Annotated in this window: 30 protein-coding genes; 20 read left to right on the top strand and 10 right to left on the bottom strand. The window is 59.7% G+C overall.

Annotated features, from left to right (window positions below):
* Positions 1-152 precede the first annotated feature (152 nt).
* The 9 genes from AB9K35_RS17005 (at position 153) to AB9K35_RS16965 (ending at position 8,032) form a co-directional block, all read left to right on the top strand.
* Positions 153-314, top strand: coding sequence for a hypothetical protein (locus tag AB9K35_RS17005; protein WP_154667669.1), 162 nt, complete (start codon positions 153-155; stop codon positions 312-314).
* Entirely contained in the window at positions 304-2,340 is a 2,037-nt protein-coding gene (locus tag AB9K35_RS17000) for a hypothetical protein (RefSeq protein ID WP_369927922.1), read from the top strand. The genes AB9K35_RS17005 and AB9K35_RS17000 overlap by 11 nt, the downstream gene beginning before the upstream one ends.
* 12 nt (positions 2,341-2,352) lie before the next feature.
* Positions 2,353-3,642: a hypothetical protein gene (locus tag AB9K35_RS16995; protein WP_369927920.1), complete on the top strand. Its 1,290-nt coding sequence runs from the start codon at positions 2,353-2,355 to the stop codon at positions 3,640-3,642.
* Positions 3,639-3,902 (top strand): hypothetical protein, encoded by a 264-nt coding sequence (locus AB9K35_RS16990; protein ID WP_369927919.1) that lies wholly within the window; start codon positions 3,639-3,641, stop codon positions 3,900-3,902. The genes AB9K35_RS16995 and AB9K35_RS16990 overlap by 4 nt, the downstream gene beginning before the upstream one ends.
* 212 nt (positions 3,903-4,114) lie before the next feature.
* Positions 4,115-5,071 carry a hypothetical protein gene (locus AB9K35_RS16985; protein ID WP_369927917.1) on the top strand — a complete coding sequence of 319 codons (957 nt, stop codon included), beginning with the start codon at positions 4,115-4,117 and terminating at the stop codon, positions 5,069-5,071.
* Positions 5,064-5,915: a hypothetical protein gene (locus tag AB9K35_RS16980; RefSeq protein ID WP_369927915.1), complete on the top strand. Its 852-nt coding sequence runs from the start codon at positions 5,064-5,066 to the stop codon at positions 5,913-5,915. The genes AB9K35_RS16985 and AB9K35_RS16980 overlap by 8 nt, the downstream gene beginning before the upstream one ends.
* A gap of 82 nt (positions 5,916-5,997) precedes the next feature.
* On the top strand, positions 5,998-6,465 hold the full coding sequence (locus tag AB9K35_RS16975) for a hypothetical protein (RefSeq protein ID WP_369927913.1): 468 nt from the start codon (positions 5,998-6,000) through the stop codon (positions 6,463-6,465).
* A gap of 10 nt (positions 6,466-6,475) precedes the next feature.
* Complete coding sequence (locus tag AB9K35_RS16970; protein ID WP_369927911.1) at positions 6,476-7,117, top strand: 3'-5' exoribonuclease domain-containing protein; 642 nt, start codon at positions 6,476-6,478, stop codon at positions 7,115-7,117.
* A 117-nt stretch (positions 7,118-7,234) separates the two neighbouring features.
* Positions 7,235-8,032 (top strand): hypothetical protein, encoded by a 798-nt coding sequence (locus AB9K35_RS16965; RefSeq protein ID WP_369927910.1) that lies wholly within the window; start codon positions 7,235-7,237, stop codon positions 8,030-8,032.
* On the opposite strand, the gene AB9K35_RS16960 is transcribed toward AB9K35_RS16965, so the two are convergent.
* The 3 genes from AB9K35_RS16960 to AB9K35_RS16950 all read right to left on the bottom strand — a co-directional run bounded on the left by AB9K35_RS16960 (position 7,981) and on the right by AB9K35_RS16950 (position 10,486).
* On the bottom strand, positions 7,981-8,403 hold the full coding sequence (locus AB9K35_RS16960; RefSeq protein WP_369927908.1) for a GNAT family N-acetyltransferase: 423 nt from the start codon (positions 8,401-8,403) through the stop codon (positions 7,981-7,983). The two genes, AB9K35_RS16965 and AB9K35_RS16960, sit on opposite strands and share 52 nt — an antisense overlap.
* Complete coding sequence (locus AB9K35_RS16955) at positions 8,400-9,290, bottom strand: radical SAM protein (protein WP_369927906.1); 891 nt, start codon at positions 9,288-9,290, stop codon at positions 8,400-8,402. Before AB9K35_RS16955 ends, AB9K35_RS16960 begins: the two co-directional genes overlap by 4 nt.
* A gap of 92 nt (positions 9,291-9,382) precedes the next feature.
* Positions 9,383-10,486, bottom strand: a complete 1,104-nt coding sequence (locus AB9K35_RS16950; protein ID WP_369927904.1) for a hypothetical protein — start codon at positions 10,484-10,486, stop codon at positions 9,383-9,385.
* A 15-nt stretch (positions 10,487-10,501) separates the two neighbouring features.
* Between AB9K35_RS16950 and AB9K35_RS16945 the strand changes: the two genes are divergently transcribed.
* The gene (locus tag AB9K35_RS16945; RefSeq protein WP_369927902.1) at positions 10,502-11,002 is read left to right on the top strand and encodes an H-NS family nucleoid-associated regulatory protein; all 501 of its coding nucleotides are present in this window, start codon (positions 10,502-10,504) and stop codon (positions 11,000-11,002) included.
* Here AB9K35_RS16945 and AB9K35_RS16940 read toward each other — a convergent pair.
* Complete coding sequence (locus AB9K35_RS16940) at positions 10,995-11,888, bottom strand: hypothetical protein (RefSeq protein ID WP_369927900.1); 894 nt, start codon at positions 11,886-11,888, stop codon at positions 10,995-10,997. The genes AB9K35_RS16945 and AB9K35_RS16940 overlap by 8 nt on opposite strands.
* Positions 11,889-12,005: 117 nt before the next feature.
* On the opposite strand from AB9K35_RS16940, the gene AB9K35_RS16935 reads away from it, so the two are divergent.
* The 6 genes from AB9K35_RS16935 to AB9K35_RS16910 all read left to right on the top strand — a co-directional run bounded on the left by AB9K35_RS16935 (position 12,006) and on the right by AB9K35_RS16910 (position 17,688).
* Positions 12,006-12,782, top strand: a complete 777-nt coding sequence (locus AB9K35_RS16935; RefSeq protein WP_369927898.1) for a hypothetical protein — start codon at positions 12,006-12,008, stop codon at positions 12,780-12,782.
* A 25-nt stretch (positions 12,783-12,807) separates the two neighbouring features.
* Entirely contained in the window at positions 12,808-13,254 is a 447-nt protein-coding gene (locus tag AB9K35_RS16930; protein WP_369927896.1) for a hypothetical protein, read from the top strand.
* Positions 13,255-13,367: 113 nt separating this feature from the next.
* The gene (locus tag AB9K35_RS16925; RefSeq protein WP_369927895.1) at positions 13,368-14,048 is read left to right on the top strand and encodes a hypothetical protein; all 681 of its coding nucleotides are present in this window, start codon (positions 13,368-13,370) and stop codon (positions 14,046-14,048) included.
* Between the two features lie 7 nt (positions 14,049-14,055).
* Complete coding sequence (locus AB9K35_RS16920) at positions 14,056-16,566, top strand: cation:proton antiporter (protein WP_369927893.1); 2,511 nt, start codon at positions 14,056-14,058, stop codon at positions 16,564-16,566.
* Positions 16,567-16,634: 68 nt separating this feature from the next.
* The gene (locus tag AB9K35_RS16915) at positions 16,635-17,162 is read left to right on the top strand and encodes a hypothetical protein (protein ID WP_369927891.1); all 528 of its coding nucleotides are present in this window, start codon (positions 16,635-16,637) and stop codon (positions 17,160-17,162) included.
* Positions 17,163-17,427: 265 nt separating this feature from the next.
* Positions 17,428-17,688, top strand: a complete 261-nt coding sequence (locus tag AB9K35_RS16910) for a MucR family transcriptional regulator (protein ID WP_369927889.1) — start codon at positions 17,428-17,430, stop codon at positions 17,686-17,688.
* Positions 17,689-17,702: 14 nt separating this feature from the next.
* Here AB9K35_RS16910 and AB9K35_RS16905 read toward each other — a convergent pair whose 3' ends face one another.
* The 5 genes from AB9K35_RS16905 to AB9K35_RS16885 all read right to left on the bottom strand — a co-directional run bounded on the left by AB9K35_RS16905 (position 17,703) and on the right by AB9K35_RS16885 (position 21,604).
* Positions 17,703-18,311, bottom strand: a complete 609-nt coding sequence (locus AB9K35_RS16905) for a hypothetical protein (RefSeq protein WP_369927887.1) — start codon at positions 18,309-18,311, stop codon at positions 17,703-17,705.
* Between the two features lies 1 nt (position 18,312).
* Positions 18,313-19,293, bottom strand: coding sequence for a hypothetical protein (locus AB9K35_RS16900; protein WP_369927885.1), 981 nt, complete (start codon positions 19,291-19,293; stop codon positions 18,313-18,315).
* Positions 19,290-20,510 carry a hypothetical protein gene (locus tag AB9K35_RS16895; RefSeq protein ID WP_369927884.1) on the bottom strand — a complete coding sequence of 407 codons (1,221 nt, stop codon included), beginning with the start codon at positions 20,508-20,510 and terminating at the stop codon, positions 19,290-19,292. The genes AB9K35_RS16900 and AB9K35_RS16895 overlap by 4 nt, the downstream gene beginning before the upstream one ends.
* Positions 20,511-20,576: 66 nt before the next feature.
* Positions 20,577-21,278, bottom strand: a complete 702-nt coding sequence (locus AB9K35_RS16890; protein ID WP_369927882.1) for a hypothetical protein — start codon at positions 21,276-21,278, stop codon at positions 20,577-20,579.
* Complete coding sequence (locus AB9K35_RS16885) at positions 21,275-21,604, bottom strand: hypothetical protein (protein ID WP_369927880.1); 330 nt, start codon at positions 21,602-21,604, stop codon at positions 21,275-21,277. Before AB9K35_RS16885 ends, AB9K35_RS16890 begins: the two co-directional genes overlap by 4 nt.
* 367 nt (positions 21,605-21,971) lie before the next feature.
* On the opposite strand from AB9K35_RS16885, the gene AB9K35_RS16880 reads away from it, so the two are divergent.
* Positions 21,972-22,271, top strand: coding sequence for a hypothetical protein (locus tag AB9K35_RS16880; RefSeq protein WP_369927878.1), 300 nt, complete (start codon positions 21,972-21,974; stop codon positions 22,269-22,271).
* A gap of 146 nt (positions 22,272-22,417) precedes the next feature.
* Here the strand turns inward: AB9K35_RS16880 and AB9K35_RS16875 are convergent, their stop codons facing one another.
* Positions 22,418-22,948: a hypothetical protein gene (locus tag AB9K35_RS16875; RefSeq protein ID WP_369927876.1), complete on the bottom strand. Its 531-nt coding sequence runs from the start codon at positions 22,946-22,948 to the stop codon at positions 22,418-22,420.
* 570 nt (positions 22,949-23,518) lie between these two features.
* Between AB9K35_RS16875 and AB9K35_RS16870 the strand changes: the two genes are divergently transcribed.
* The 3 genes from AB9K35_RS16870 to AB9K35_RS16860 are packed head-to-tail and all read left to right on the top strand — an operon-like array spanning position 23,519 to position 25,751.
* The gene (locus AB9K35_RS16870) at positions 23,519-24,541 is read left to right on the top strand and encodes a hypothetical protein (RefSeq protein WP_369927874.1); all 1,023 of its coding nucleotides are present in this window, start codon (positions 23,519-23,521) and stop codon (positions 24,539-24,541) included.
* 4 nt (positions 24,542-24,545) lie between these two features.
* Positions 24,546-24,938 (top strand): hypothetical protein, encoded by a 393-nt coding sequence (locus AB9K35_RS16865; RefSeq protein WP_369927873.1) that lies wholly within the window; start codon positions 24,546-24,548, stop codon positions 24,936-24,938.
* Positions 24,939-24,962: 24 nt separating this feature from the next.
* Complete coding sequence (locus AB9K35_RS16860; protein ID WP_369927871.1) at positions 24,963-25,751, top strand: hypothetical protein; 789 nt, start codon at positions 24,963-24,965, stop codon at positions 25,749-25,751.
* Positions 25,752-25,819 lie beyond the last annotated feature (68 nt).

Genomic DNA, 25,819 nt, shown 5'->3' with positions numbered 1-25,819 from the left:
GTCGTCTCTGAAATTTCTGCGCGCAGGGCATCCCGTCGGCCGGACTGAGCCCGGTGCCAGCCTGTGAGTGGAATTAATACGCTTGCGAGTTTGCGAAAAACAGACTAGAAATAGTTTGCGAAAAACAATTTCTCATCATCTGGAGCCAAGCCATGCTTCTCGAAGCGATCGCGCCGTTTTTCTTTCTTGCTGCTGGAATCCTGATCCACTCCGCTGCGCCTGAAGCATGGACGGCTGCACTGGCGCTGAACAGCGTGGCATTGGCGTTTTTCTTCAACAGCCGCAAGCGGCGGGAGGCGGCCCATGCAGCCTGAAGCGCAAATTGATGACGACCGTCCGGTGCGTGAGATCGTCGGAGACGCGGTGACCCGCTGGGAGGCACTGACCGGGGTTCGCATGGATGAGACGGGTTACAGTTTTGGAACCCTGGGCATCGGCGGTATGAACCGGATGCTCAAAGAGGCCCTGGATCTCGATCCGGAGGGAACAACCGCATACCTGCTGCTTGAAGTGTTTCTGCGTTTCTACCTGGAAGACAAGACGTTTACGGCAGCGGAGATCATGAAGGACTACGATGCGGCAACCGGTTTCCTGCGGGATGCGGAAAACCTCTTTTCCATCGTTCAGTCCGAGCGGGCCGCGGAGATTGCGGCACAGTTCCGCGCCCGTGTCATCAGCGGGCTGAAGCGCTATGGCGCCGACCGGCCAGATGTGATCGAGATGGTCGAAAGTCAGGATGCCATCCCGTTTCTGCGCCGGGATGCTCTGCGTTCTCTCGAGACGTTGCATGCCTATCAGTTTCTCGAAGGGGAGGCGGACAGCGCTCACCCTCAGGCGATCCGGCACGTCCACATGGCCTGGTCTGTCAACGATTTGCTTGCGGCTGCCCGGGATATGCCGATGTCCGGTGTCGGCCTCGTGCTGATGCGGGATGCATCTCACCCCAACCGCAGCTACTTCTCGTTTGTGTTGCGCAACGGCGGCAACGTCATCCTGTTCACCGATCGGTCCAAGCCGGTATATCCGGGGCAGGAGGATGTGCATTCATCCCGGGGCGGGCGCGGCCTTGCGCGCGACTATGCGGCTCGCGAAAATGCGAATCACTTTCCCTATCAGCTCATTCCGACAAGCCTTGATGACAAGGGGGACGTGGTTTTCGAGCGCGAAACTGCACCGGTCGCAGCGGGGCTGAACCTTGTGCCGCTCATGGAGATCGGCGAGCTGCCCCCGGCCCAAGCCATCTGGGTAACGATGATGCTTTCGCTCATCGCGGACCGCTTCTGGACCCAGTCCTGGCGCGCACCCGAGCTCAGCTACACCGGAGCCATGATCCAGCACCGCCAATTGCTGGTGACCGATGAGGCTGGCACTCAGCTGCCGGCGGCTCAGGACTACAGGCCGATTGAGCTTGAGGATGTGCGGCTGGAAGAGGTGACCGCTGCGGCGATGGCCGAGCAGACGGATTACGCCCCGGAATCCTTCAACAGCTGGCTTGAGGAGCGCTACAAAGACCGTGTGCCGCATGAGGTTTTGAACACCTGGGCTCGCAAACACGATGAGATCCTGTTCCTCCCTAAGACGGATCAAGAAGACGGGCCCCTGAAGGCTATTGCCAAGAATGCGGTGGCACTGCCGGGCGGTATTCACGCCATGAAGCAGCAGGACTTTGAGCGGCTGCCATTTTGGGATCAGCCGAAGATGTACCAGCTGTCGGGTTTCTCGGAGGCGGATTTCGGGTCGGAAGACGAGCTGCGGAAAGACCGGCTCTTCATCGCCCGTCAGAACATGGCCGCCTGCATCCAGAAATGTGCGGACGATGAGTTTGCAGAGCGCAAGGATGCGGTCCTGAAATGGTACAGCGGCGCGATCCATGCGAATTCAAAGTCGCTCCTGGCGCTGGTCGCCGCAGGGCCGGGTGAGCCGGAAGAGCTGCCCGGGGGCTACCGCAGGCGGCTGATGGCGTTTGGCGAGATCGGCAATGAGGATGTCTTTGATCACTTCAGCGTCTACGGCTGGGGGGAGGCTAACTGCCTGGCAGAGTGGGACGGGAGGACATGGCGCTGCTTCCTGACGGGGGCAAAGGCCACCTATCGCGCGGCTTTGGCGCCGAGGCACCTTGACGACATCATGCTGCTGACGGGTCTCCCAAAAGAGCAAATCCCTGATGTGCTGCACGCCTGGGGCGGTCAGGACAGGCACAGCGGCAACCACCTGCTGCGGCGGATCGACCCGATGGATACGGATGTCCGCAATCCCTGGTGCCGCAAGAATTTGAAGCTGGAAGTCAACATCTACCTCTCGAAGCGCGGATACAACCGTGTGCTTAACGGAACATACTGAGGAGCCACAAAGATGAATCTGTACCAAAGCCTCGGGTTTCGCCCGTTCGGAGACCCGCAGCGCCGCCTCATGCTGGTGCTGCGCACCCATGACCTGTCCGGAACCGATTACGAACCGCTTTTCTCTGTTTCGGAAGAGGATGCTCGCGGCATCGTGGCGGGGTGTAATGCGATCCGCTTCATTTTTGGCGACCCTGAGCCGCTTGCGGCGGGTAATCAGGTGGAGCCGATTGAACTGGCAGCGCACCATGACGGCCGTGATAAAAAACGCCCTTGGGTCCTGGTTGCGGCCAATGAGGGCGGTAGGGAGATCGCACAGATGAGCGGCCGGTCTTTGGCGCTGCTTCAGCAGGCTGGCGCCTTGAGCGAGGATCTTGTGTCGAAGCCTGCGAAATTCTTTATCGCCTGCGACCGGGCGGTGGAGGTCTTGTGCGAGGATGAAGCGCATCCCAATCGCAGGTCCCTGGATGGTAGCGCCGCAAGTGACATCAAGGCGGCAATCGAGGTGCTTCGCAAGAGCAATGAGGGACTTATGAAGGGCCCCTACCACCTTGAAGACGCTGCGGGAGAGCGGATCCATTGCGGCATTCCTGGTCATGACGCGCGCAATTGGCCATGTACGGACTACACCGGTCAGTGCCGCAGCTGCGGCCATGCGTTCTTGGGGCCGAAGCGGGCGCCCGCGTGCAAGCCCTGCTATGACCTGATGGGGCGGCAGGCGGCAGAAAGCCCCATGCCGAAAAGCAATGGGGGGCTGACTGGCCAGCCCGGTCTTGCGGCCGCGGCTGCGGACTTTCAGCATCGGGTGCAGCCTTGGCTGCTGGAGTGTTTTGGCGAGAAGATCAGTAAGGATCGCCAAGAGCGCAACCACCGCTTCCTGGAAGAGGCGCTTGAGCTCGTCCAAGCCAATGGCTGCACGCGGTCCGAGGCCATTCAGCTGGTTGACTACGTCTTTGACCGGCCGGTTGGCGAGCTGCATCAGGAAGCCGGGGGTGTCATGGTCACGCTGGCAGCGCTCTGCTTGGCGGCTGATCTGGACATGCATGCCGAAGCCGAACGGGAGCTTGCCAGGGTCTGGACCAAGGTGGACAAGATCCGGGCAAAACAAGCGGCAAAGCCAAAGTTTACCGGGGCGCCAGCCCAGCCGGGCCGGTTGGAGCAGCTTTGTGTCAGCCCGGGCGATCTGCGGGGGATGATCGAAGGCGATCCTGATTGCGCCGATGGGGTGATCGCCGGAGCGCCGGGAAATCAGCCTGGCCGGACATCCGGCACCCCTTCAGCTGAGGATGAAAACGGCAAATGAAGACAATCAAAGGTGTGTTCGGGGGGCGGCAGGGTGAAGGCGGCAGGAGCAACACGCTCGCATTGTTCGCAATTGCCATGTGTCTTGCGATTTCGGCTGAAGCCGTAGCGGTTCTGGCGGTCCTTGGGCCGCGGGCAAGTGCTAGCACTTCGGCTGAGTGTTGCGAAAAAATGAGCGGTTCGCTGTATGGCGGCCCGATGAAAAGTGATCGCGCCGGGTTGGATCTGGTCGGCTTGTTTCGCACGGAGACAATCGAATGAACCAGAAGCTCTTTGTGGCCAGCCACCGGATTACAAGAAATGACGGCACGCCCCGGCCGCCGGATGGGGCGACTGCTGCCAGTATTGGAGACAGCTCCGATTTCGGCAATTGCCAGGAATGCGGGCATGCCTTTGCCGGCCCGAAACGGGCGCGATTGTGCGCGATGTGCGGAAAAAATGCACCGCGTAGAGCGCAAGGAGAAAAGGGCGTCTTGCGAAGGCTGCTGCAGGAAACGGATGAGCTGAGCCTTGAAGCGGCCGCAGAGATCAACCGCCTGCGCGCGGAACTGGAACACGCCCGGTCCTGCGCGCGCAAAGCCGCCAGCGTCAGTTGGCAAAACATCTACAGCGCTCCGGTATTCGCCGAGGGTGGGGCGGAGCCTCGTGACCATCTGATCATTGCCACACATTACCAAGATCCGGGCCGGAGGATGGTGGCACTCGGTCACTTCGAGGATTGCGAGTTCGTTTTGGAGAGCGGCGAGACGCTGGGCTACGAGTGGACGCCCGAGCTCTGGAGCGATGCCCCAGAGGGGGCGACCCTGGAGCCTGCCCTTCGGTTTCCCACGCGCGACGAGGCTGCAGGCTGCCCGCCGGGCAAGGCTGGTCCCCGGCGGTATCTGATCACATATGCCGATGATGCCGTGGGGCCGGAGCATTTTGATGATGAGGCGGCGGCGCGCGCCCGCTTCGGATCGCTCAGCCAGACTTTCAACGTGCGTTTCTTTGCCGAGGAAATGCACCGCCCGGCCGAGGTCGGCAGCCGTCGCGGGATTTACATGGCTTCGAAAGCGGTGGCCCACGGTCCGCGCTGGCAGAAACTGCGGGAAAGCCTGCCCGTGATTTCGACCTGGATCGATGAGAGCGCTCCGGATGCAAAGCTTGATTGGCCTGACCTTTGGGCGCGCTGCCTTGCGGAGGCGACATCCGCAGAAGTGCTGATTGTCTACATGGAGCCGGGCGAGACGCTGAAGGGTGCTTGGGTGGAAGTCGGGGCGGCGCTGGCGGCCGGTGTTCCGGTGATCGGGGTTGGGATCGAGGATTTCTCGATCGCCAAGAGCGGGAAAATCCTGAACTGCGCCTCGCTTGAAGAGGCGATTGAGACCGCGCGCGGGATCATGGATGGGAATGCGATCGCGGCTGATGTGGCGGGAGCGGATCATGTCTGAGGATTCTGAAGTGCGCCGGATTCACGAACGTCTGGCCTGGGCGCTGGCCAAGGTCGATGGCGAAGAGGATCTCGCCGAGTTCCTGCGGGACCGGGACAACCCGCCGCCTTCGCAGGAAAATGCCTTCGAGGACTACGTCGGTATTATCCGCGACATGATCGAAGTGTCCGGCTTGAACAGTATTATCACCGTGGCCGCGGCCGTGGCCCTGCCCGGATGCAAGCCGGGTGAAGAGGTGCAGCCCGACATCTGCCTGCTTGAGGAGTTCATTGCTGAGCGCGAGGTCGAGGTCGCGGATATTGACGGACAGATCGAGCGGTCTGAGCTTACGTACAGCCCGGATCGCGGCAAGCGCTGGCGGCAGGCGGCCCTTTATGCGCGCCGCTTCAAGGTGGATGAAATCATCGCGGCCAAGAAGCTGCGGCTGAATCTGCTGCGGAATGCGGATGCGAAGGCACCCGTGGAAGCCGGACCCAAACCGAGCGCCAGGGCGTACAAGTCGGTGGAGAAGCGTCTCTCAAGCAACCCGGAAGCGGTTCAGAAGCTCGAAAAGCAAGTGAAAGCCTTGTCTCAGGAGCTGGACGACGCCCGCAAAGCGCGATTGGAAGAGAAGCGAAAGCGGGTTCATCAGGTCGACAGGGTGTCTCTCGCGAGAACGCATCTTCTGACCTACCTCAGGGAATATGCCCCGGATCAGGTGGAGCGCGCCCTGCAGGGCTGTTCAGCCCTGCAGGAGGCGCTGGATAGCGGGGCTGCATCTGCACGTGAGCTCAATAGGCAGGCCCGGGAAATTGCTCCGGCGCCCGAGGCGGATCACTCCTTGCCCCTGGACGGCCAGCTGTGAATTGCGACCTGGAAAAGCTTCGGGGCTAAGGATTTTCACGCCTCCAAACTAAGATGCTCTGAGTAAGAAATGGAGAGTTGCCATGCAAGTGAAGCTGTACTTCAAAGATATCGATGGCGATGCGGTGCCTTACCTGTGGAACGATGAGATGGGCCTCAATCACCAGGAAGACGGCAGCCAGCGCATTGCCTCACGGAATGACATGGAAATTGCCAGGATGAACTGCAGCAACCGGTCCCGCTCGATCACGATCACCGAAGGTCGTCAGGCTGCGCAGACTATTGCATTGATGGCTCAGGGCGATGGTGCAAGGTCGATCATGACGGCTATCGGGGATGACAATTGGGCAGTCGGAACACTGCACATGGATGGCAGCTATGATGATGGCATTCCGAAGATCACGGATCTTCGGTCATACGGTGAAGAGATTACAATTGAAGCCGACGATGATCTCGCCGATGCCTGCCAGTACGTCATGCTTGCCGAAGAACATGAGCCGAATGTGGTGGAGATCTCGCCGCAAGTTGCGGCAGAACCTGCATTCTGTTGAGGGGCAAATCATGGATCGTGTCATCGCCGGCCGTATGATCGATACGGAAACGCTCTCCCTGTCGGAAAATGCGCAGATCTGGGAAGTCGCTTGCGTGGATTTCCAGATCCATCTCAATGAGGATGGCGCGGTCGCGGAAGTGGGTGAGGCGCTCCATGCGCTGGTCGACTACCGCGGGTTTGACGCCAGGAACTTGCACCAGAGCAAGGAGACGCTTTCCTGGACCAGCCGCACCCGGGCCGGGGATCCGCTATGGGACTACTGGCGCCAGACGCAGATCGAAGGCCGCCAGCTGCCCGCGCCTGCCGGCGTCTCGGTCATGACCCCAGAGGAGCTCTACGACGAACTTGGGGCGAGGGCTGCGGATTGGGTTCCGGTGTGGTTCCGGAACTCTTCGTTTGACGTGCGCCGGTTGGATCATCTTTTTGGCGAAGCTGGTTACAGAAGCGTGCCGTGGCATCGCCGCCAACAGTCTGACCTCTACACGGTCATCAACCTGGCCAAGCAATTGCACGGCTATGAGGATAATCACCCGGCTGTGGCGGAGCATTGTGCCCGGCTGGATGCGGTCGCGCAGATCGAACAGCTGGCCGATGTCATGAGGGCCCTCCGGCTGGGGGTGTCTGAGCCGGCGCCGGAATATGCGATGTGATCTGCGGGCTCCCGTACGCTCAGGCCGGCTCTCGGGCCGGCCCGTCTTTCCAGTCCGGTTTCAGCTGATATGATGAGGCGGCAATTTATCTGCCCGCTTTGAAACGGACCAACTTTCATGAAGATCGATGACAGTTTAGCCAGAGGCTACGCGCGCCAGATCTGGGACCAAGTCAAGGCCGCGGGTGATAAAACCTCCGCAACGAACTCTCCTATTCGAACTTTGCGGGAGCGCAAAAGGCATTGCTCGGAAGCGCTCAGACCCTTCAAGCCAATTTTGCTTGATAAGGTTGCGCGCAAAGACTTCATGAACCTGTCCATCCTTTGCCTGCGTGCGGCGCAGCGCACCGACTGCAATCAGCGCGGGATCGGCATCTGCACCTACTACATCGATTTCAACACCGGAAAGGACAGGATGTTTCCAGACCGTCCCGAGGGGGTGTGCAGGAATGAATTCTCCGTTGCGATGATCAGCATGCATGCGGTCCAGCGCACCGTTCAAAGGGCTGGGGTTCGGACACTCGATGACTTTCGGGGTGTGCTCGGGGGATTGCCGGGATGGGTGTCATTGGCCAACCTCCTCAATCATCAGGGGCCATATATGGTGGCGGTGGAGAATGGCGTCTTCTGCTGCGACACGGTGATCCCGGCTGCCGGGCGCGAGGCCAGCGGAACGCTGGTTAAGACATTCATCGGCATCGATCAGATGACGCCGATGGTCTTTAAGCAATGGCAGGCACTGCGGCGGATCTGTGATCTAACCGGTCCGCCGCGCATTGTCCGCCGGACGATTGACCTGGAGCCATACAAGTCGCCGTTCCGGATGATGGCCGAGGAAGGGCGGCGCTATGAGGCCTGGAAGGCTCAGAGGCGCGGTGATGATGTGCCGGGTGTATTGGAGCGGGACGGGACCTGAGGGGCCCGCGTCATCTCCTGATATCCATCCTCGGACTGCCCGCCGTCGGGTTTGAAGCCGAGCCTTTCATAAAAGGCAATGAGCCACCCGCCTCTGGCCGACCCGGGGCGCCAGAACGCTTCGAGCGCGACCTGGCAGCCATGCTTGTCGGCGAGCGCCAGAATCTGGCGCAGGATCCGGGTGCCATGGCCCTGGCGCTGAAGGGGGGCATCGACACTGATCCTGTCGAGCCAGAGTTGTCTCGCTCCGCATGGCGCCACGGCAATGCGGCAGATGCCGCCGTCAGAGGTCGGAAAGCAAATCTCGCCATAGGGATCTGGATCCCCGTGGCGCTCTTGCAGCTCTGCCATGAACCCTTCGGCCGGTGTCATGTGCTGCCGCCCAGGAACATGCCGCAGCTGGCTTTCACGTCATAGCCTACGCGCGACACGACCTTGCTGCCGGCAACAGCCATGCGGCCACCGATCCGCTTGAGAGCGGCCGCATAGCGCTCTTCGCCAGCTTCCGCGCCGGTGCGCGGGGAATAGGGGTTGTAGCGCACCAGGTTCAATTTGGCATCGAGCCCGGAAGCTGACACGAAGTCTGAAATCTGCTCGAAGGTTTCATCCTGATCGTTTTCGCCCTCGATGAGCGCCCAATGCAGGACCACTCGTCCGCCGGCGCGCTTCTGCCAATCGAGCAGCCGCTCCAGCGCCGCCTGCGGATCCATGGCGCGCGGAAGCCATCGCCGCCGGAAGGCGGGATCAAGAGAGTAGAGGGACCAGTACAGGACAACAGGAGCGTCGCCAAAGGCTGCGGCAAGATCGGCATCGTGCGCATCGGTGGGCATGATCGTTGAGATATTGATCTTCAATTCCAAGTCTCGGGCGCCTGCTGCATTTTTCGCATATCTTGAGAAGTCGGCAAAGCGGCTCATGAGGCCATAGTTCGACAAGGGCTCGCCGCGCGCCATGAAGTTCACGTTGATCCTGCCCGCGGGTTCCCCATGCGCATCATAGTGGGCGAGCACCTGGTCAAGCTGCTCCTGAAGCTCCTCGATGCGCGCCGGCGTGAACATTGTCTGCCCTGTCTGGGTCAGGTGGCAGAACCGGCAGGCGTGGCGGCACCCGCTATGGGAGGAGAGGTAGGCAATGAAATACTCCGGGCTGCGGCGCACGTAGCGGCACTCGTGAAGGCCGCCGTCCGGCGTCGCCCGGCTCCAGTTGACGGACGCGTCTTGGCAGGAAGCATGCTGCTGCCATGTTGAGGAATTGGGCATTGGAACAATCATCAAGCTTGTGGGGCCGGCAAGTATGGCCCTCTTGAAAAGAGAGCGGCTGCCGATCGGCAGCCGCTTTGAATTTAACAGGGTTACAGCGGGAACGTTGAGCGACTGCCAATTTTGTTACCCCTGGCCTCAAGGGCCAGATCCGTCCCGTTTGCCGTTTCTTTGATCAGGCGAACGGTCAAGTTTTCGCTGTCTCCGATAACCTTCAGAAGCGCCTCCAGAGGCACGTCGTAGAAGGTCTCGCCATGCAGGAAGTAAACAAATCCTACTTGATCCGCTTCGGCCATTCTGCGCAGGCGCGTGGCGGTCAGGGAGTAGCGACCGCATTCTCTTTTCGCAAGCTTGGCTTTACGATGAGGCGCGCGGAAGAGGATGCGGTGCCGTTTGTTGCAGAATTCGTCCGTAAATTCCTCAACCATGTCCGGAACGTGCTTGTTCACCCAATTGCGGATTTGGCTGCGAGTTTCCTCTTCGAAGCCGCGGGTTTTCGGGGCCTTGGAGCCGTCGTCCGCTCGCCAAGTTGAGGCGGCCCGGGTTGATCCGTTCAGGATTGTGGCCGCGCTGGCCGCCGACTGTACGGTGACATTCCTGATCAGGATACGGGTATCCGGATGTTCGCAAGGCCTACTCGCATTCAGCGCCATCATGCGCTCCTGGCGATAGCTCGAGTTTTTGATCTTGGTCGCCCCTTCAACGGCTGTGCTGATGGCGCTCCCGGCCAGAATTGTCATCCGGCCATCCGCGTGCAGGATTGCGTTCGCGGTCAGGTCGTCACCAATTTTCTGGCTGTAACGGGTGCCCTGCGCGATGCCCGACGCTTTGACGGTATCACAAAACAGGGAAGTCTGTGCCGTGCCCTCGGCTGCGAGAGCTGCCGGAGCCGCCGGAGCCGCCGCCACCGGTGCGGGTGCGATTTTCGCATTCACCGCGGCAATCATCGTTTCATAGGCGCCAGCGGCCGCCATCAGGCTATCGCACGCCCGCTGCATGCTGATTTCAATGTCACGGCGGTTCGCCAGAATGGGCTGCATTTCGTCAGCAAAAGCCAAGGGGTCATCTGCTGAAGCTTCAGCATAGAGCGTCGAGAGCCGCGTTTTCATACCGGAAATCATGGCGCCGATTTCCTGGGACACGGCCTCCGGGGATGGGGACGGGGTCGCCGTCTTGGTGATGGATTTCGAATACAATCTGTTTCTCCTGCAATGGATGGGGGGATCATATTTCTGGCCGGATATTGCTGCAACAACATTTTTCGCAAATATTGGACGGGTGAACCTTCCGCATTGAAACCGGCTCTCATTCCTGCCGTTATCGGCTTGTATTTCGTTTTGAATGATGGTTATCAATTGTCAATTGACTACTTTGCGAGAAATGAGATGAGCACAAACATCGATCTTACGTCTTTGAACCGTTCTGAGCTTGAGCAGCTTCAAAAGGATGTCGAGAAGGCCATCCAAGACTATGATGCTCGGATGCGGACAGCCGCGCTGAAGGCAGTCCAGGAGGCGGCCGAAGAGTATGGCTTTTCATTGGAGGACTTGTTCGAATTGAAGTCGAACCGGAAAGGAAAAGCCAAAGTCGCTCCGAAATACATTAACCCTGAAAACCCAGCTGAGACATGGACCGGTCGCGGTCGGCGGCCGCAATGGTTCCAGGACGCGTTGCAGGCCGGAAAAACGCCTGAAGATCTGGCTGTTAGCTGATTTCAAGTTCCCACTCCCGGGGTGAGAGAGACCTTCTCCACTCCGGGAGCGATTTGCTGGCAAACGTCAAGAAGTCCTCGGTCTCCGGTTTTTGAAAGGCTCTGGCGTCAGGGGAATCGTGGCGGGTTGCTGGGATTGCTATCCAGGATAACTTTTCAAGCCCTGCCGGCAGAATGCCGATAGCCGTGTGCCCTACGTTGCCGTGGAACTTGGATTGAAGCGCGTCCTGCATTCGGAACGCCTCATATCCCTTTTGCGCGAAGCGTTCGAAGTCGGCCACACGATTATGCGGCGCGTAACTGAAGGCCCCTTCCGACCAATCCGGTGTTTCCACCTGGATGTCTTCTGCGAGGGCAATGATCAATAGCCCAGGCATTTTCCAATCCGCCGGCATAATCTCTGGACCATTGCGACCGAAGGTTTCCGAGACCTCGTAGATCCCGTAGTCATTGGCGCTGTACCCCAGCGAAATGAGGTAGTCTTCGTAGTCTCCTTCAGTTGGCCAGCCGGGAGGTATGCGCCAGGAATGCGCACGCTGGCCGTCCCATGTCACATCCATGTCTTCAAGTTTCGCACCCGACCGCTGAAGTGCCCAATTCATGGCATGACTGACGCCGCGGGTCGGGCGCAGGTGGTCATCCCGTTCGTAGGCGCGCGGGGCGGAGATCCATGCGGTCACACCGGATGCGGGGATGTAGGATTGGGCAACGGACGGGGTCTCTGCCATCCAGAACACATTGTCGTAGTCCCCAGCCCGGAGTGGGCCCTCGATCGCCTCACATGTGCCATGGAAGAAGATACCGCGCTGGCGAATGTCATCGAATGTGCTGCATTCAGCCAATGCGGCCATCACCGCATCAGGATTGCGCCCCTGAGGAATGTCCATGTCGTTCAGCTCCTGTCTGCCTCGGGGAAGGCTACGGTGCGTCTGCGAAAAAATAGATAGAGAAGCTGCTTTCAGCATGGTAAGGATATGCGAAAATATTACCGCTAGGAGATTTCCATGCCCTATATCACGACCAGGAAGATCCCAATCGTCAGCCATATCGGCCATCTGGCGAGGGGCAGTGATGAGCGAAAGCCATCCGTGGATGGGCCTGGTGTCGCGGTGTCGACATGTCCTGAACTGTGGCGTTCGATCAAAGGCCTGAACGGACCCGAGTACGTTTTGGAATACCCTCCGGCCGAGTGGATCGATGTCATGAGTTTCAACGGAAGTGATATCGACGAGCTCACAGCCTGGATGCGGATGAAGCGGTACATGGAGCCTGCGCAAGTCTGGTCGGTCACTTGGTACGACGAAGACGCCGGGGACTTTTCCGAGTTCAAATCCCTGAACCGGGCTGAAGCGGCAGCGAAGGTGGGCCGGACGCTGGAGCAAGAAATTGCAGCCGCAATGGATGGCGCCGGAGCAACCGACTGTGAAGACAGCTTTGTGCTCACGCGCCGGGCGATGGCGCGGCTCGGCGGCGTCCAGAACTGGCCAGATCCGTTGCAGTGGTTTGATGCGGCAGTTTTGCTGTACGCGAGGGAGGTGGTGCTGCCGAAGAGGCCCTTCGTAATGGGGGTCTGGTGGGATCAGCCGCGCAATGCTGAAGCGGGCGTTGCCGACTATGGTGTCCTCTTCCCCGAACGCGCGCATCTCTTTGAGATTGAAGATGAGGAGGGCGAAGTGCGCAGCTTCAGCGAAACCTTCCCGGAATTCGCTCCGGACAAGCATGCTGGCGTCAAGCTGCTGGACAAGTATGCTGCACATTTTCAGGAGAATGTGAAAATCTGAGCGTGGAGCGGATCGGGAGAGCACCATGAGACTTGTAAATGCCTTTGAGGCGGTCATGCAGATGGTTGGCGAGGCGCAGATCGAAGGTCACTTTGATCTTCAGGCGGTCACGGAGGCCGAGGACTTCTGGGCCAACAACTGGGAAGACCTTGCGGAAAAGTATGATCGTCCTGGTTTGGGTGCCAGCCTGCCTTTCGAAGGCGCATATCCGATGGATGAGACGACCAGGCTTCCTGTCGATGAGGGCAAGGGTCCCAGCATGGGCCTTGTGCTGCGAAAGGCCTTCGTTGAAGCGCGTGATGCATTCGATGACGAGGTGGTCCTGGATCAAGACACCGGGGAAAGCGTGAACCGCATGGAAGCGGTCCGTTTCATGGCATCTTTCTGGGTCGCCCATGGCGAAGAGATCTGCAGTCAGACTGCCTCTTTTGACGTCTCCTCGCTCATGGAAGATGAAGGCATGCAGCTGTAAGCGCGGGCCTCATCGCCCTAAGAAAATATTGGAGTTCATTCATTCGCCGATAGCGCGATGCGAAAAACAGAACTATGATGCCCTCGTGATTATTTACTGCCGGGGCCGTAGCGATGCTGAACTTCACTGATTGGTTCCTGGTCCTCTTCCAGCCGATGCCGGATGTCACGCTTCAAAAGAAGCTGGTCCAGATCGGGATGCCGGAAGGGTACTGGGCCATTCTGCCTTTGTACCTTTTTCTCCTCTTCGTCACCGGGGCATTCCTTGGTGCGGCGATCCGCCGGATCATGCGATCCTGGCGGCAAGGAGAAAATACCCAGATTGTCAGCTTTGCTGCGGGCGCCGCGGCGGCGGCGTTTTTCCTGGGCGGTCAAATCCTGGAGACCTTTGCCCTTTTTGCGCCATCGCAGGAGGTGATCAATCTCCGGGTGGGGGTAGTGCCCTCGTTTCACGCCGTTCACCGGGCCCTTTTGCCTTTTGACATCGAGGGCATCACGCAGTTTTTCATCGAAGGGAACTTCATGCGAAAACTGAAGCTTGCGTTCTTCTACTGGCAAGAGGACAGCCGGGGGCTGTTCATCTATCCAGTCATTGCGCTGGCTTGCGTTCTCCCAAGGGTCAGGACGATGGCAATCCCGGCACTGGCGGGGGCTTTTTTCATCGCAACGGTGCTCCCGATCATCATCGGTTCATTTTCGACTTCCCTTCTTTCCGGTCTGGTGATCTTGGCACTTCTGTCCTTCTTTTCGGGGGCATTGATTACCTGGTTGCAGACCCTGACGGGCAAAGGCTGAACTCTTCATGGACATGACAATCCTTATCGGGCTGGTTGCGGGTCTCTTCTTTGCAATTTCGGCCGCTGAACCTTTGGCGGCGCGACTGCGTCTGCCATTGGCGATTGTGCTGTGCATGATGGGCGCCGGTCTCGGTTTGGGGGCTCTTGCTGTGCAGCAAAGCCCGGCTGCGGCGCTCATGGAATGGGAGCTCCGGCGGGTGCTGGAGCTGCGTATTCCTTCGAACCTCTTCCTGTCCGTCTTCTTGCCGGTGTTGATTTTCCAGGCGGCGCTCAGCCTTGATATCCGCCGGATGCTTGAGGACAGCCTGCCAATCATGGTGATGGCGATCCTGGCGGTCATCCTGGCCACCCTGACCGTGGGCGTGGCGCTGACGCCTTTCAGCAGTATCGGCATCTATGGCTGCCTGCTGATCGGGGCCATCATCTCGACGACCGACCCCAGCGCGGTGATCGACATTTTCCGCTCGATCTCGGCGCCGCCGCGGCTGGTCCGCATCATCCAGGGGGAGTCGCTGCTCAACGATGCGACCGCGATCGCGCTCTTTTCGTTTTTTCTGGCCTTTGTGACCGCGGGCGTTCCCAACCCAGAGCCGCTGGAAGTCGCGGTCCAAGTGCCCTTGATGATGTTCGGCGGCCTTGCTTGCGGCTGGGCGGTGGCGCGTCTTGTCGTGCCGGTAATGGCTTGGATGTCCGGCTGGCCGACTGCCCAGATCACCATGTCTGTGGCCATTCCGTTCACCGCGTTCCTGCTGGCGGAAGCCATTGGATACTCCGGCGTGATCGCGGCATTTGCATCCGGTCTGGTGCTGAACCTGATGGGGCAGCGGCGCATTGCGCCGGCGGTGTGGAGGCAGATCACGGATGCCTGGTCCTTGATGGCTCACTGGGCAGGGGCGCTGATTTTCCTTTTGGCGGCGCTCTTGATCCCCAGGCTGCTGGAGACGGCCGTCTGGACGGACATCTGCCTGATTGGCGCTGCCATGCTGGCGGCGCTTGTCTCCCGTGCGGCCGTATTGTGGGGCGTGCTGCCGGTTCTGACAGCAGCAAAGCTTTCCCCGCCCATCCCCGCGCCGTACCGGGTGACAATTCTTTGGGGCGGGCTGCGCGGAGCGGTGACGCTGGCGCTGGCGCTGGCTGTGACCGAAGCGATTGCGGTCCCGGCGGAGATCAAGCGGATGGCCGGCATCGTGGCCACCGGCTACGTACTCTCGGTGTTTGTGATTCAGGGGCTGACCTTGCGGCCTTTGATCCGCGGCCTGGGGCTCGACCGGCTTCAACCAATCGATCAGGCCCTCTCGGATCAGGTCATCGCGGTTGCGCTGCAGGATGTCCGCGAGGAGGTGTCCAACGAGGTGCGGGATCGCGGCGTCGATCACGAAATCATCCGCTCCGAGGCCAAGCGGCTTGGGGAGCTGACCCAAGCTGCCGTTGAGCGCGCGGAGGAGGCCAACAAGGTGCTCGACCGCGAACGGATTGCACTCGGGCTGATTGCCCTGGCGGGGCATGAGCGGGATCTTGTCGCTGAAGGCGTCAGAGATGGGCGCATTGGCTCTGAGCTGCAAATGCGGCTCACGCAGGATTGCGCGCGCATCATCGAAATGACGCGTACCGGCGGCCGGCCGGGGTATCGCGCAGCGGCGCGGATTTCGCTGGGGGACGGGCGGCGCCTGCGGCTTGCTGCATTCCTGCACCGGCGGTTGCGGCTCTCCGGCATGCTGGCCGCCATCACCGCGGAGCGCATCGAGGTCCTGATCGCGCAGCGTGTGATCCTGGAGGATCTGCACCGCTTTGTGGACGGGCGCATCCGGCGCATCCATGGAAAGCGGGTCACTGAAATCCTGCATGAGATCCTGTCTCAGAGGCAGGAGAAGGTGAATGCGCTTCTTGAAGGGCTGAGCCTGCAGTATCCGCAATATGCCGAGGACGTCGGCCGCCGATGGGTCCGGCGGATGGCATTGCGGCTGGAGGAAAAGGAGTATGAAACGCTGCTCGCTGACAGCCTGATTGTTCCGGAGGTCCACAAAACCCTGACGGAGCGGATCGCCCGGGACCGTAAGGCGCTCAGCCGCCGCCCCAGGCTCGACATGGGAATCCAGAAGGGCGCTCTCCTGCGCCGTCTGGAGATCTTCCGGGACATGGATGACGCGGAGATCAAACGCCTTTCACGCGCTCTGCATGTGCGCCACGTCGAGCCGGGGGAGGTTCTGCAAGCCAAAGACGGCGCGCCTGCGAAAGTATTCCTGATCGGATCCGGGGCGGTGGAGGTGTCCGGCAAGACCGGTGATTACCGCCTCGGGCAGGGGGACCTGTTCGGCCATATCTCCTTGCTCGCCAAGGCGCCGCGGCGGGCGGAAATCCGAGCCCTCACACATGGCACCGTGTTCGAGCTTGAAGAGGTCCGTTTCCAGCGGCTGCTGCAGCGCAATGAGCCGCTCAGGAAGAGCGTCCTCGAAAGCGCCGCACGGTTGGGCGTGAATCTGGAAGGGGCTTTTGACAAGGTGTGGAAGCCCGCCTGAGTAGACCTGTGCCTCTCATTCATCCATAACGGATCAGCAAAGCGAAATAACTGGATTCAGGACCTAGAATGACCAGGGTTAGTAAAGGCGAGCAACGCCGAAGAAGCAAAGCAGCCGCGAGGCAGAATAACGAGCCTCACCCTTCCCCTTCAGCAGCTGAAACAAGACCGAAAATCGGTCTTGGGCTTTCGGCAATGCTGAGCAGCTTCAAGTCTGAAACCGCAGAGCTTCGGAAACTGACGTCCTCAGCTATTCAGGCGGCAAAGAGGGCCAAAGCACAAAACACTGCAGCTGAACCGCAGAAGCTTTCATTCGATACGTCCTCTCAGAGAGAGATGGCGCTTCGGCTGGGGCGCATTCTGGATTTGGAGATGCTGCGGTACAAGGGAGAGAAACGGACAACGATCCATGTGCGTGCGACCCCCGATTTCCTGGATGAGTTCTTCGAACCGCTTTTGGCAGAAATGATCACGTGGCAGAGCGCCTTGTCTGCGGCAGCTTCGACGGAAGTAGAAAGGGTTGTTTTCCAGGAGGCAACCGGGAGGGACTTTTCCTATGGCTGCAGTTTCCACGGCATTGATACCTGGCTGAAGTAGGGCGGGTGTATTTCAGGCAGAAAGTGACGCAACGTCCGAAAGATTTCGCACCCGAGCGCGCCGCAAGAATAGCCGGCCCTCTATTCTTGTACTGAGCCGATGCTATTCTTGTCTTCCGCGCGGCTGTTCTTGGTAATTGGGCATTTAGCAAGAATAGCCGCCAAAATGCTGAAAAATATAGAAATTTGAGATCCCTTGGCCGCCCGTTGACAGCCGTGGGATGTCAAAGTTACCTGCCGGGAAACTGCTTTGAAAGGATCCCGGAATGACCCAGAAGACCCACAATTTAAACCCCTGGCTCCCGGCTGTCCCCATTGAGGAAAGCGTCCGAGACAACGTGGTCGTGTGCCTGGAATGCGGCGAAGCAAAGGTTTTGCTCAAGCGCCACCTTAAGATGGAGCATGGCCTTGATGAGGCCGCCTACCGGGCGCGCTGGAGGCTTTCGCCAGATCATCCGCTTGCGGCCCCATCCTATCAACGGAGCAAGGAAGCCCATCTTGCCAAGGTGCGGAAAGGGCAGGGCTGAAGATTCAGGTGCGATCAGGGCCCGCAGATGCTTGGACCCTCCGCTTCGGCTGCCGGCTGCAGGTGGCATTCAATGACCGCCTGCGCCAGGCGCCTGGCGTCCGCGGCGGCCCGGTGCGGGCCCTTATTGGCTTTGAGCCAATCTTTCATCCGGGCGATGTTTTCCTGCTCAGTCCGCCCGTTGAGCGCTTCCCAGATCGAGATGATCCGGATCTGGCCCGCGGCGCCGCATGTGGCCATCAGGCGGTCGAGCCAGGGCTGATCGTTGCGCGGGCTGTCACTGACCACGACGGTGCCTGGCACGCTGAGGATCTCCAGCATGCTGCGGGCCACCGACTGCGCTGCTGGCGCATCTTCAAGGCTCTCCCGCGCAATGCCGTGGATGGCCTGCGCATAGGGGCTCCAGATCGCCTGGTCCCAGCTCTTATGCGGCCGGATCAGGCTCCCGTGGGCGAGGGCCTCATAGCCGCCTTCGGCGTCGGGGGAGCGAACGATCGCAGCGCAGCCGATTTCGACCGGCCAAGCCTCCGGCCCGCCATCGGAGGCCTCGATGTCCAGCAGGGCCAGATGGGGAATGAGCTGTTCGAGCTTGTGGCGGCGCCGTTCCTGCTTAGTTGCCCGCATCTCAGTTGAGCTCCGCATCGTCGGCATCGGCCCTGGACGGAGCAGGGAGCTGAAGATCCATCAGCGTCTCCAGCATCAGCAGGCCGGGCTTTTTGCCGTGGATCAGCTCCGGGCACGCTGCAAAAGGCTCGTTCGCTACATGCGGGCTGATTGTGGCTTCAAAGGCGGCCGGGCTCCAGGCGACCATCGGCCTGAAGCCAAACCTGGCGGTTTCCCGTCCCATGACGCGATCGCAGATCTTCAGCGCCTTTTCCTCCGAATAGCGGGCGCCGCTCATCAGGGCGTCTCCGTTCATGAAAAGGCTGCCGCTGGTCAGCGCGCGAAGCAGGCAGTCCTCGCCATGATGTTTCGCAAAGGCCTGCAGATCATCCTGGCCCAGCCACAGACGGCAGGCGAGCAGCGTCCCATGCCCATCAAAGATGCTGCTGTCCAGTTCCACCCGGATCATGGCCGGATCAATGGCGACCCTGCCGTCCTTGACCTGCCCGAGCAGCCAGCCGATTGCCTCGCTCCTGCGCTGGTGGATGGCGTGGCGGACATCGCGCTGGCTGTCGTTTTCACCGGCTGTGACACGTTCCGCGATCGGGAACTCCGTTTCCGGGCATGCCGCACGGTGCGCCAGGCGGCGGGTGATTTCGTTCAGATCCGGGCGCACTTCGCCGCAAGCGGCATTCCAGTCCGGGATATGGAGCGTTACAGCTTCCTGGCTGCGGTGCGCAGCATCAAGAGAGGCACGAACCGTCACATAACGGATGTCCGGTGCTGGCTGATAGTCTGGGGCGTCCTGAAAGGTTTGCCCGAACAGGTTCATGTCGTAGGCGCACTCGACGCTGAGCAGGTCCGTGATCCGCAGGGTGAACCGGTTGCTGATCTGGACCATGGATTGGGCTTCAACGGCGCCTTCCGGGAGGGTGCCGATATAGGCGGACCTGGCCGTGCGGATCTGTGCCTCTGGAGTGAGGGGGTGCGGTTCGGTCTTCATGGCTGGAACTCCTTGGCTGCTGCGCCGGCCGGGGCTGGGGTATCCTCCGCCGCGGTCTGATGATGCCGGTCGCGATGGCTTGTCATATCCGGCATTGCAAAGCTTCCGGCTGCAAGAATTGGCAAGGCCTGAGAGGGATCGCGGACAGTGACAGTTTCATCCGCTTGAATGTCGAACGCATAAAGCGTTTCGGCGTCGCTGTTGAAACGCATGCGGGCGCCTGCCGGGATTGTCGCGCGAAAGGCCGATGAGGTGTTCGCCAGCCGATCCAGGTAGTCTCCGGCACCGGCTTTTGAAAAACCGCCCTTGATGAGCATTTTTTCAAATGCGCTGCGGGGGCCGCAGTGGAACTGGCCTTCGTCAAACAGCTGCTTCAACCCGGCGACAGCCCCTCGATAAACGATCACCCCGTCAGGCGCTGCCTCAACGGAGATGCTCTCATCCTGGCGCAGGTTCTGCCAGGTGATGCCCATTCTTTGGGTTGAAAGAGCGGCGCGCAGCGAAAGAGACAGCATACTGTCCCAATAGCCCTCCGCCAGAAGGCCGCATTCCTTGGCCATTTTTTGCCAGGCGGACCATGCCTTGTTGCCCTCATCGTGATCGATACCGTCGCCTTGAAAGGACATCAGGCCGTAGATTTCGAACGGGCTCTTCTCGTTGTCGAAGACCACGTTCACAGGGGCAGGGATATTCTTGGGCGCGGCCAAAGCGGAGCCATCCTTGTTCAGCAGAACGGGCGTGAACCCCTCCAGCCGCAGACGCAGGTAGGTGCCATCCACCCATGAGCGCAGGCTTGCCGTGGTGCTCATGGGCATGCCTTGGCCGGTCAGATAGCCCGGAATCTTCTCGATGATTGATGCGTTGAGCGCCTCATATTGATCCTGCAGGATCATCGCGATGGCCTGTTTGTGCCCTTTGATCGCTGTGTCGATGAAGATCTTCGCGAGAAGGCGGAAATCGAATTGACGGCTCTCACCCCGCAAGGCCCGGTTCCAGGCCGCGGTGAGGGGCGCATCATGACCCAGGTCATCGATCGGCGCGAGGAGCCCGGCATCGGCGCGCGCTTTCCACAGCGGTTCGATAACCTCCTTCTGCAGATGGCAGGCATAGACCTCAAGCGGCGCGTCCGCGCCGTGAAGACTTGTTCCGGTCTTTGTTTCCGAGATGATGGACTGCAGGGCGTTCTCGATGTCCTTCGCGGTCGGTGTCGGGGTCACTCAGGGCTCCATGTGTTGATAGGCTTGCAGTTGGCAGCGGCAATTCCCTGCCGCCGCCCCTATGGGTTACGGGGTCGGTGCGGCATCTTCCGCGGAGGCTTCCGGGGGTTGGCCGATGTGGCGCAAAATGGCCTGCTGGCGGCGCAGGGCGGTCTCCTGGGGAGTGCTGATGCCATATCCCATCCGCTCGACCGCCTGGATCCGGCAGGACCAGCGCAGGGCTGCAAGGCGATGGGGTTCGTCCAGCGCCTCAATCCCGGGAATAACCTCCTCGCCCAGCGATTTACGCAGATCCTCTTCCGTCTTGTGGCACCAGGCGTCGTAGCCGAGGGTCAGGCCGCGCAGCGTTTCGTCGGGGCAGTCCTCGGCCAAGGTTGCGATTTTTTGCAATCGGCCCATGAATTGCAGGGATGGAAGTTCTGGCGGCTCCGCTGTCTGGATGGGTAACCGCAGCTCAGCCGCCTCGTCCAGGATCTTCTCCTGCGGCTCTCCGCGTCTGTGAGCGTGCTCCATGTAGCGCAGGATATGATCGTGGTGAGTTACGGTGTAACTCAACGGGCCTTCGAGGCGGATGCCCGCCTCGCTGCGGGTCAGTGAGGTTTCTCCCCGCTGAAAGCGCAGGGTGATCATACCCAAGCCGGCTTTCATCCGCGGCTGCGTGCTGATGCCATCGTCCAGCAAGTTGTCGATAAACTCGAGCAGCGAGGCGGACCGTGCCGCACAATGTTGGATGTCGGAGCGAAGGGCCTGATCTTCTACACTGCTCATGGCTCAACTTCCTGGTCCTGAACCGGGTAATGCTGGTCCAACCACAGATCCATGCTCGCCGAGATGCCGTCCTGACTTGCGTAACCCTCCTCGTGCCGCGATGAGGCGCTGAACAGCGCATGCTGCCGGTTTTCGGTGCTGATGTCGCCGCGGCCTTCAAGGTAGCCGTCGAGCCAAGTCAGATCCCGGGTGCAGAAGGCGACATAGGCGCCCGGGATCTCCTCGATGCCGCTCTGAAGGTCTTTTAGGAAGTTCGCCGGATTGGGCTGCGCGGCGGCCACAGCCTTGATCTGCGCGATGAGCGTCTGAATAGCGCTTTGGGACATGAGGGTTCTCCATATTGGCGTGCGGAAAGGATCGTCTGGAATTTCGAAAAGTGAAAAGGTTTTCGCTTATCATGCCCCGCACCCTTGCGCGGCATGCCAAGAGCGGTACCCTTTAGCGCGCCATCACCCGGGCGGGCCCACACGCGCGTCACATTCTGGTCCCGGCGGGCAAGAGACTGGTGCATGGATGCTGGCCTTCGTGTCTTCACATTTCGCGCGCGCCATAAGGCGGGGCGGGCAGGCGGGCGCCGTTTGGGAAGCATCGAACATTTTTTCGCACATCGCAACGAGAAATGCTGATTGAATATTTTTTTTCGCAAATGCAAGATTGCATGCACAGCCGATCTGAATTGAACTGGAAACCAGCATGACAAGCAACGCGTTTACCTTCAATCGCACCCCGTTGGACTCTTTGGTAGAGCAGCTGACGGAGGATGAGCGCCTCCAAATTATGATGGAGGGGGATGAGTTCGAGCGCACCGGCAGTACCGGCGACACCCTCCTGCGGCGAAAGGCCCAGGAATTCACACCGATCGTCACCGCTGGCATGCACAAGTTCGATGCGACTTTCATGTTCCTGATCGTATGTAGCTGCCACAAGATCCAGTCCGTTCAGGCGATCGAGGCCGGTATGCGGCTCGGCCCGCAAGATGTGGCCGCGCCCTGAGAAGCCGCGGTACACTACGGCCGCGAGCCGGTGAACACCGTCTTCGGGCTTTCAGGTGTTGCGGTAAGGATGCACGCAAAAGGAGATTTGTGTCGGGCCACTGCCCACATTGGTCAGTTGGCAGACACTGAAATTTAAGAAAGCACTTACCGCCTCCGAAGTGCTTCAGATATTGAAAAAATGGCCGACTCGGTTTCCAATTTATCCTCGTAAGACATGATTGTAATCTGGACCGCACAAGTGCGTACGGCACTCCAATCCGAAATCACAATAAGCTCTGATTTATTTACGGGTATACGAGACATGTGTGATACTCCATTCTCTGGATCGGCTATGCCCGATTGTCGTAACTGCACTACCCGATCATCGCCGGGCTGCCCATATGGACTGCGCTCAAAGAGCTTTACTGAAACTATTTCAAGTAATTCTCTATTGGCCGTCGGCGAAAAGTCCATAAAGCTGATAATTACTCGGCCCACAACATGGTCCGGGTAGGAAATCACAATGGTATGCACGCTCTCGGTTGCGCGTTGCAGATTGTGTTCTCCGAAAGAGGTAAACTCCTCCACTGCTTTTTGAGCTAATGATTCACAAACCGCCGTAGAGGCTGCCGCCGATATGGCAAAGGATTGCAAAAAAAGCACGATAGTTAATCGAACTAAGAACAAACGAGACATTACCCCACACCTTTCAGAGTAGTTTCTCAAGTTGAGATAGCCTTCATCGACCCAAGTCAAGGCCATGGTGACTTTGATGGTGTGACCGCTTTCGATAGCATCAATGTGTCAGGGAGGGTCTGCGATGAGGCGCAAAGCAGCCCGCCTCAAAGGCGTTGGCAGGGAGACAATCGCAGAGCTGCGCTCAGCCCGCAGCGGGCTGCTCTTTGAACTGGCCGGCGTGGCCAGGAAGATCGGGACAGCCTTGGGTGTCAGCAGGAGCGGCAAGGGGCTGCTGGTGGAGTTCTCTGACGGAGAACGGCTCTGGCTTCCCAAGGCTAAATGCACGGTTCTTGAAGGCGGCAAACAGGTTTCTGTACCCTGCGGTCTCATTACCGCATCCAGGGAGTGGATGAACCATCCACCGCAGCCAGCTCCGCCGCGGGATCAGGCGGGAGCAGAGATGCCGACACCCTAGACTGAATAGGACAAGGCGGTAGATACGCGCAATGCGGTAATTGCCTTTTTCGCACCGTGAGAGCATCGTTTCTTAAACACGCATATCAGGCCAGAATTCACGAGGATCACGTAATGAAAAGGGTTTATCTTATTGCTGAAGAAGGTCGGCCCAAGGAGCTCATGGAGCAGTGGCGCGCGGAGTACCTGGCCGGCATGAAGGCATATCGGGCCATTGGGCAAGAATTCGGGGCGGTCAGCCCGATGGGATTTCCTTTTGAACGGCCCACTGGCTTTTCATTCTCAGGGCGCAATCAACCGGAGGGCTGGATCCAGCCTCAGGCCAAAGGCTTCAGTCGCCCGAAGGTTGCCAATACAGCCGATCAGGCGCGCATCAATGCCATTGCGTTCCCGGTCCATCCGGAGGAGATGCTGTCACGTGAATTTGGCATGGCCAGCTCTGTGAAAATCGAAAAGGACGGGCAGCAATCGACCCTTTTACTGGCTGCGCTACGCGCCTTTGGCTTCTGCTGGACAGTGCGCCCGGATGGCGAGCTGGACAATGTTATCGTTTCGGCGCCGGACTTTGAGGAAGTCCTGAAGGATCCGAAGATCCGGTGCATCAAGTGGTTCCCGGAAGGGACCGGTCCGGAAATTCCTGATGGCTTCCGGCAGGTGACCGAGGCGGAGGTCGATCTGATCTTCGCGGAAGCGAAAGTGAAGCGCGAGAAGTACCAGTCTGTCGACCGCGAAATGGCCTTGATGTTCGACGTTCACACGCCCTCGGATCTATTTCAGGCCATGGGGGTGGCCATGAAGCAGTATGGCCGCAGCCTGGTCGTGGATTTCGACTGCGGCGACACGGGGATGGGGATTTCCATGCGCTATGAAAGCGAGATGCTGAAGGTGCATCCTGCGCTGGAAAAGGCCATGTTCCGGATCGCTCCGCATCTCATCAAATGCAATGCGCAGGACTGGGATGAGACGACGATGTCCTCTGGTCGGATCTTGTGGCGGCACGGCGAGGACCCGTTTCTGGACATGGATGATCAGGAGAACGACTGGTCCTACGAGAGCTACATCGAGACCGACATGCTCGCCGATATGGAGTTTGAGCCAGAGGTTGCCGAGCAGGCGCCCATGCTGGTTCAGGAGTGATCACATGGTTGCGCTGCACAACCGGCGCCTGACGGCGCGGGATATCTGGCCGGACAATATCTGGGACTGGGATGATGAGCTGCGGGTGTCCCGCCAGATTGAGGCGCGTCTTGTTGATGAGGGCGTTTCCGGGATCGAGCTGACGTTTAAGCATTCAGACGAGATGATGAAGCATCGCCAGAGATCTGCGCCTCCATACAGCGAGCAACGGAAGATCATGGCCCGCATCTACCCGCCAAAACCTGCTGCTCCGCGGTTTGGCGAGGAGGAGCTGGAGGCCATCATGGAGCGCTTTGCAATGGCCAATGACGATCTCGGCCGTCAGATCCACGAGAAGGCGGCAGCGATGCTCGGCCGGGAGCCAAGAAACGAAGAGACGCCCGGTTTGGGCATGTGAAAATCAAAGAAAGAGGGTGTCCTCATGGTAGACTTGCGCAAAATCATCTCCCCGAAATCCCGGATGGAAATTCAGGAGCGCCGAGAGCGGCGCATGGCGTTCCAGGCACAGGACCGCGCCGGCATGGCCGCATCGCTCATTGCTTCGAGCCGCGCGCTGGCTGACAGCGGCCTTTTCCATAGCTCGCCTGACTGGAGCTATGATGAATGGGCGATCTACCGCTGCATTCCGGCACTGGCCAAGCGGCTGGATCCGGCGCTCGAGCTGCGTGCCGACGAGATCGCCAAACCTGAGGAGAAGCGTGACCCGCTCACCTGGATCGAAGATGGCGATGATGAAAAGTTGCTGAGCTCGATCAAATCGATCATCGCCAACGCCAGCTTACGGCGCGCCTACGACGGTCCTGAGACGGTGAAGGCCGCAGCCGAAGCTTTGCTCGATCCCCGCTCGCAGGGCTGCGATATCGCCGTGGCAATGGATACGGTCATTCCGGGCAGCTTTCCGGAGCGGACCGAGGCGGATGAGCGCGAGCCGCTGCCTGGTGTGCAGCTGATTGCCTCCTATTCCAGTGGCTATGACCAGGTGATCCAATACGCCGAGGCGGTAGCTGAGCTTGAGCAGGGTTTCCGGGTGGCCGAGTCTTTGCGGTTGGGCGAAGAGCTGTCCGAAGAGGATGAGGCCTTTGCACAGCGTATGCGGAGGGTTTCCGTCAGTGAGCTCGACTTCGAGACACTCAGCATTCAGGCGTATGACGGCACGGTTCTGCGTGAACGCGAATTCACCGCCGAGTCCGAGCCTGCGCCCGCCATGTAAGGGCGGCGCGGCAAACAGCTCTTTTCTGAACCATTCTCCGCAATCGAGGCATCAAGAGGGCGCGACAC

Source organism: Leisingera sp. XS_AS12 (genome assembly GCF_041224635.1).
Taxonomy (GTDB): domain Bacteria; phylum Pseudomonadota; class Alphaproteobacteria; order Rhodobacterales; family Rhodobacteraceae; genus Leisingera.
The sequence above is the reverse complement of the archived record's forward strand: the minus strand, read 5'-3'. Positions and strand labels throughout refer to the sequence as shown.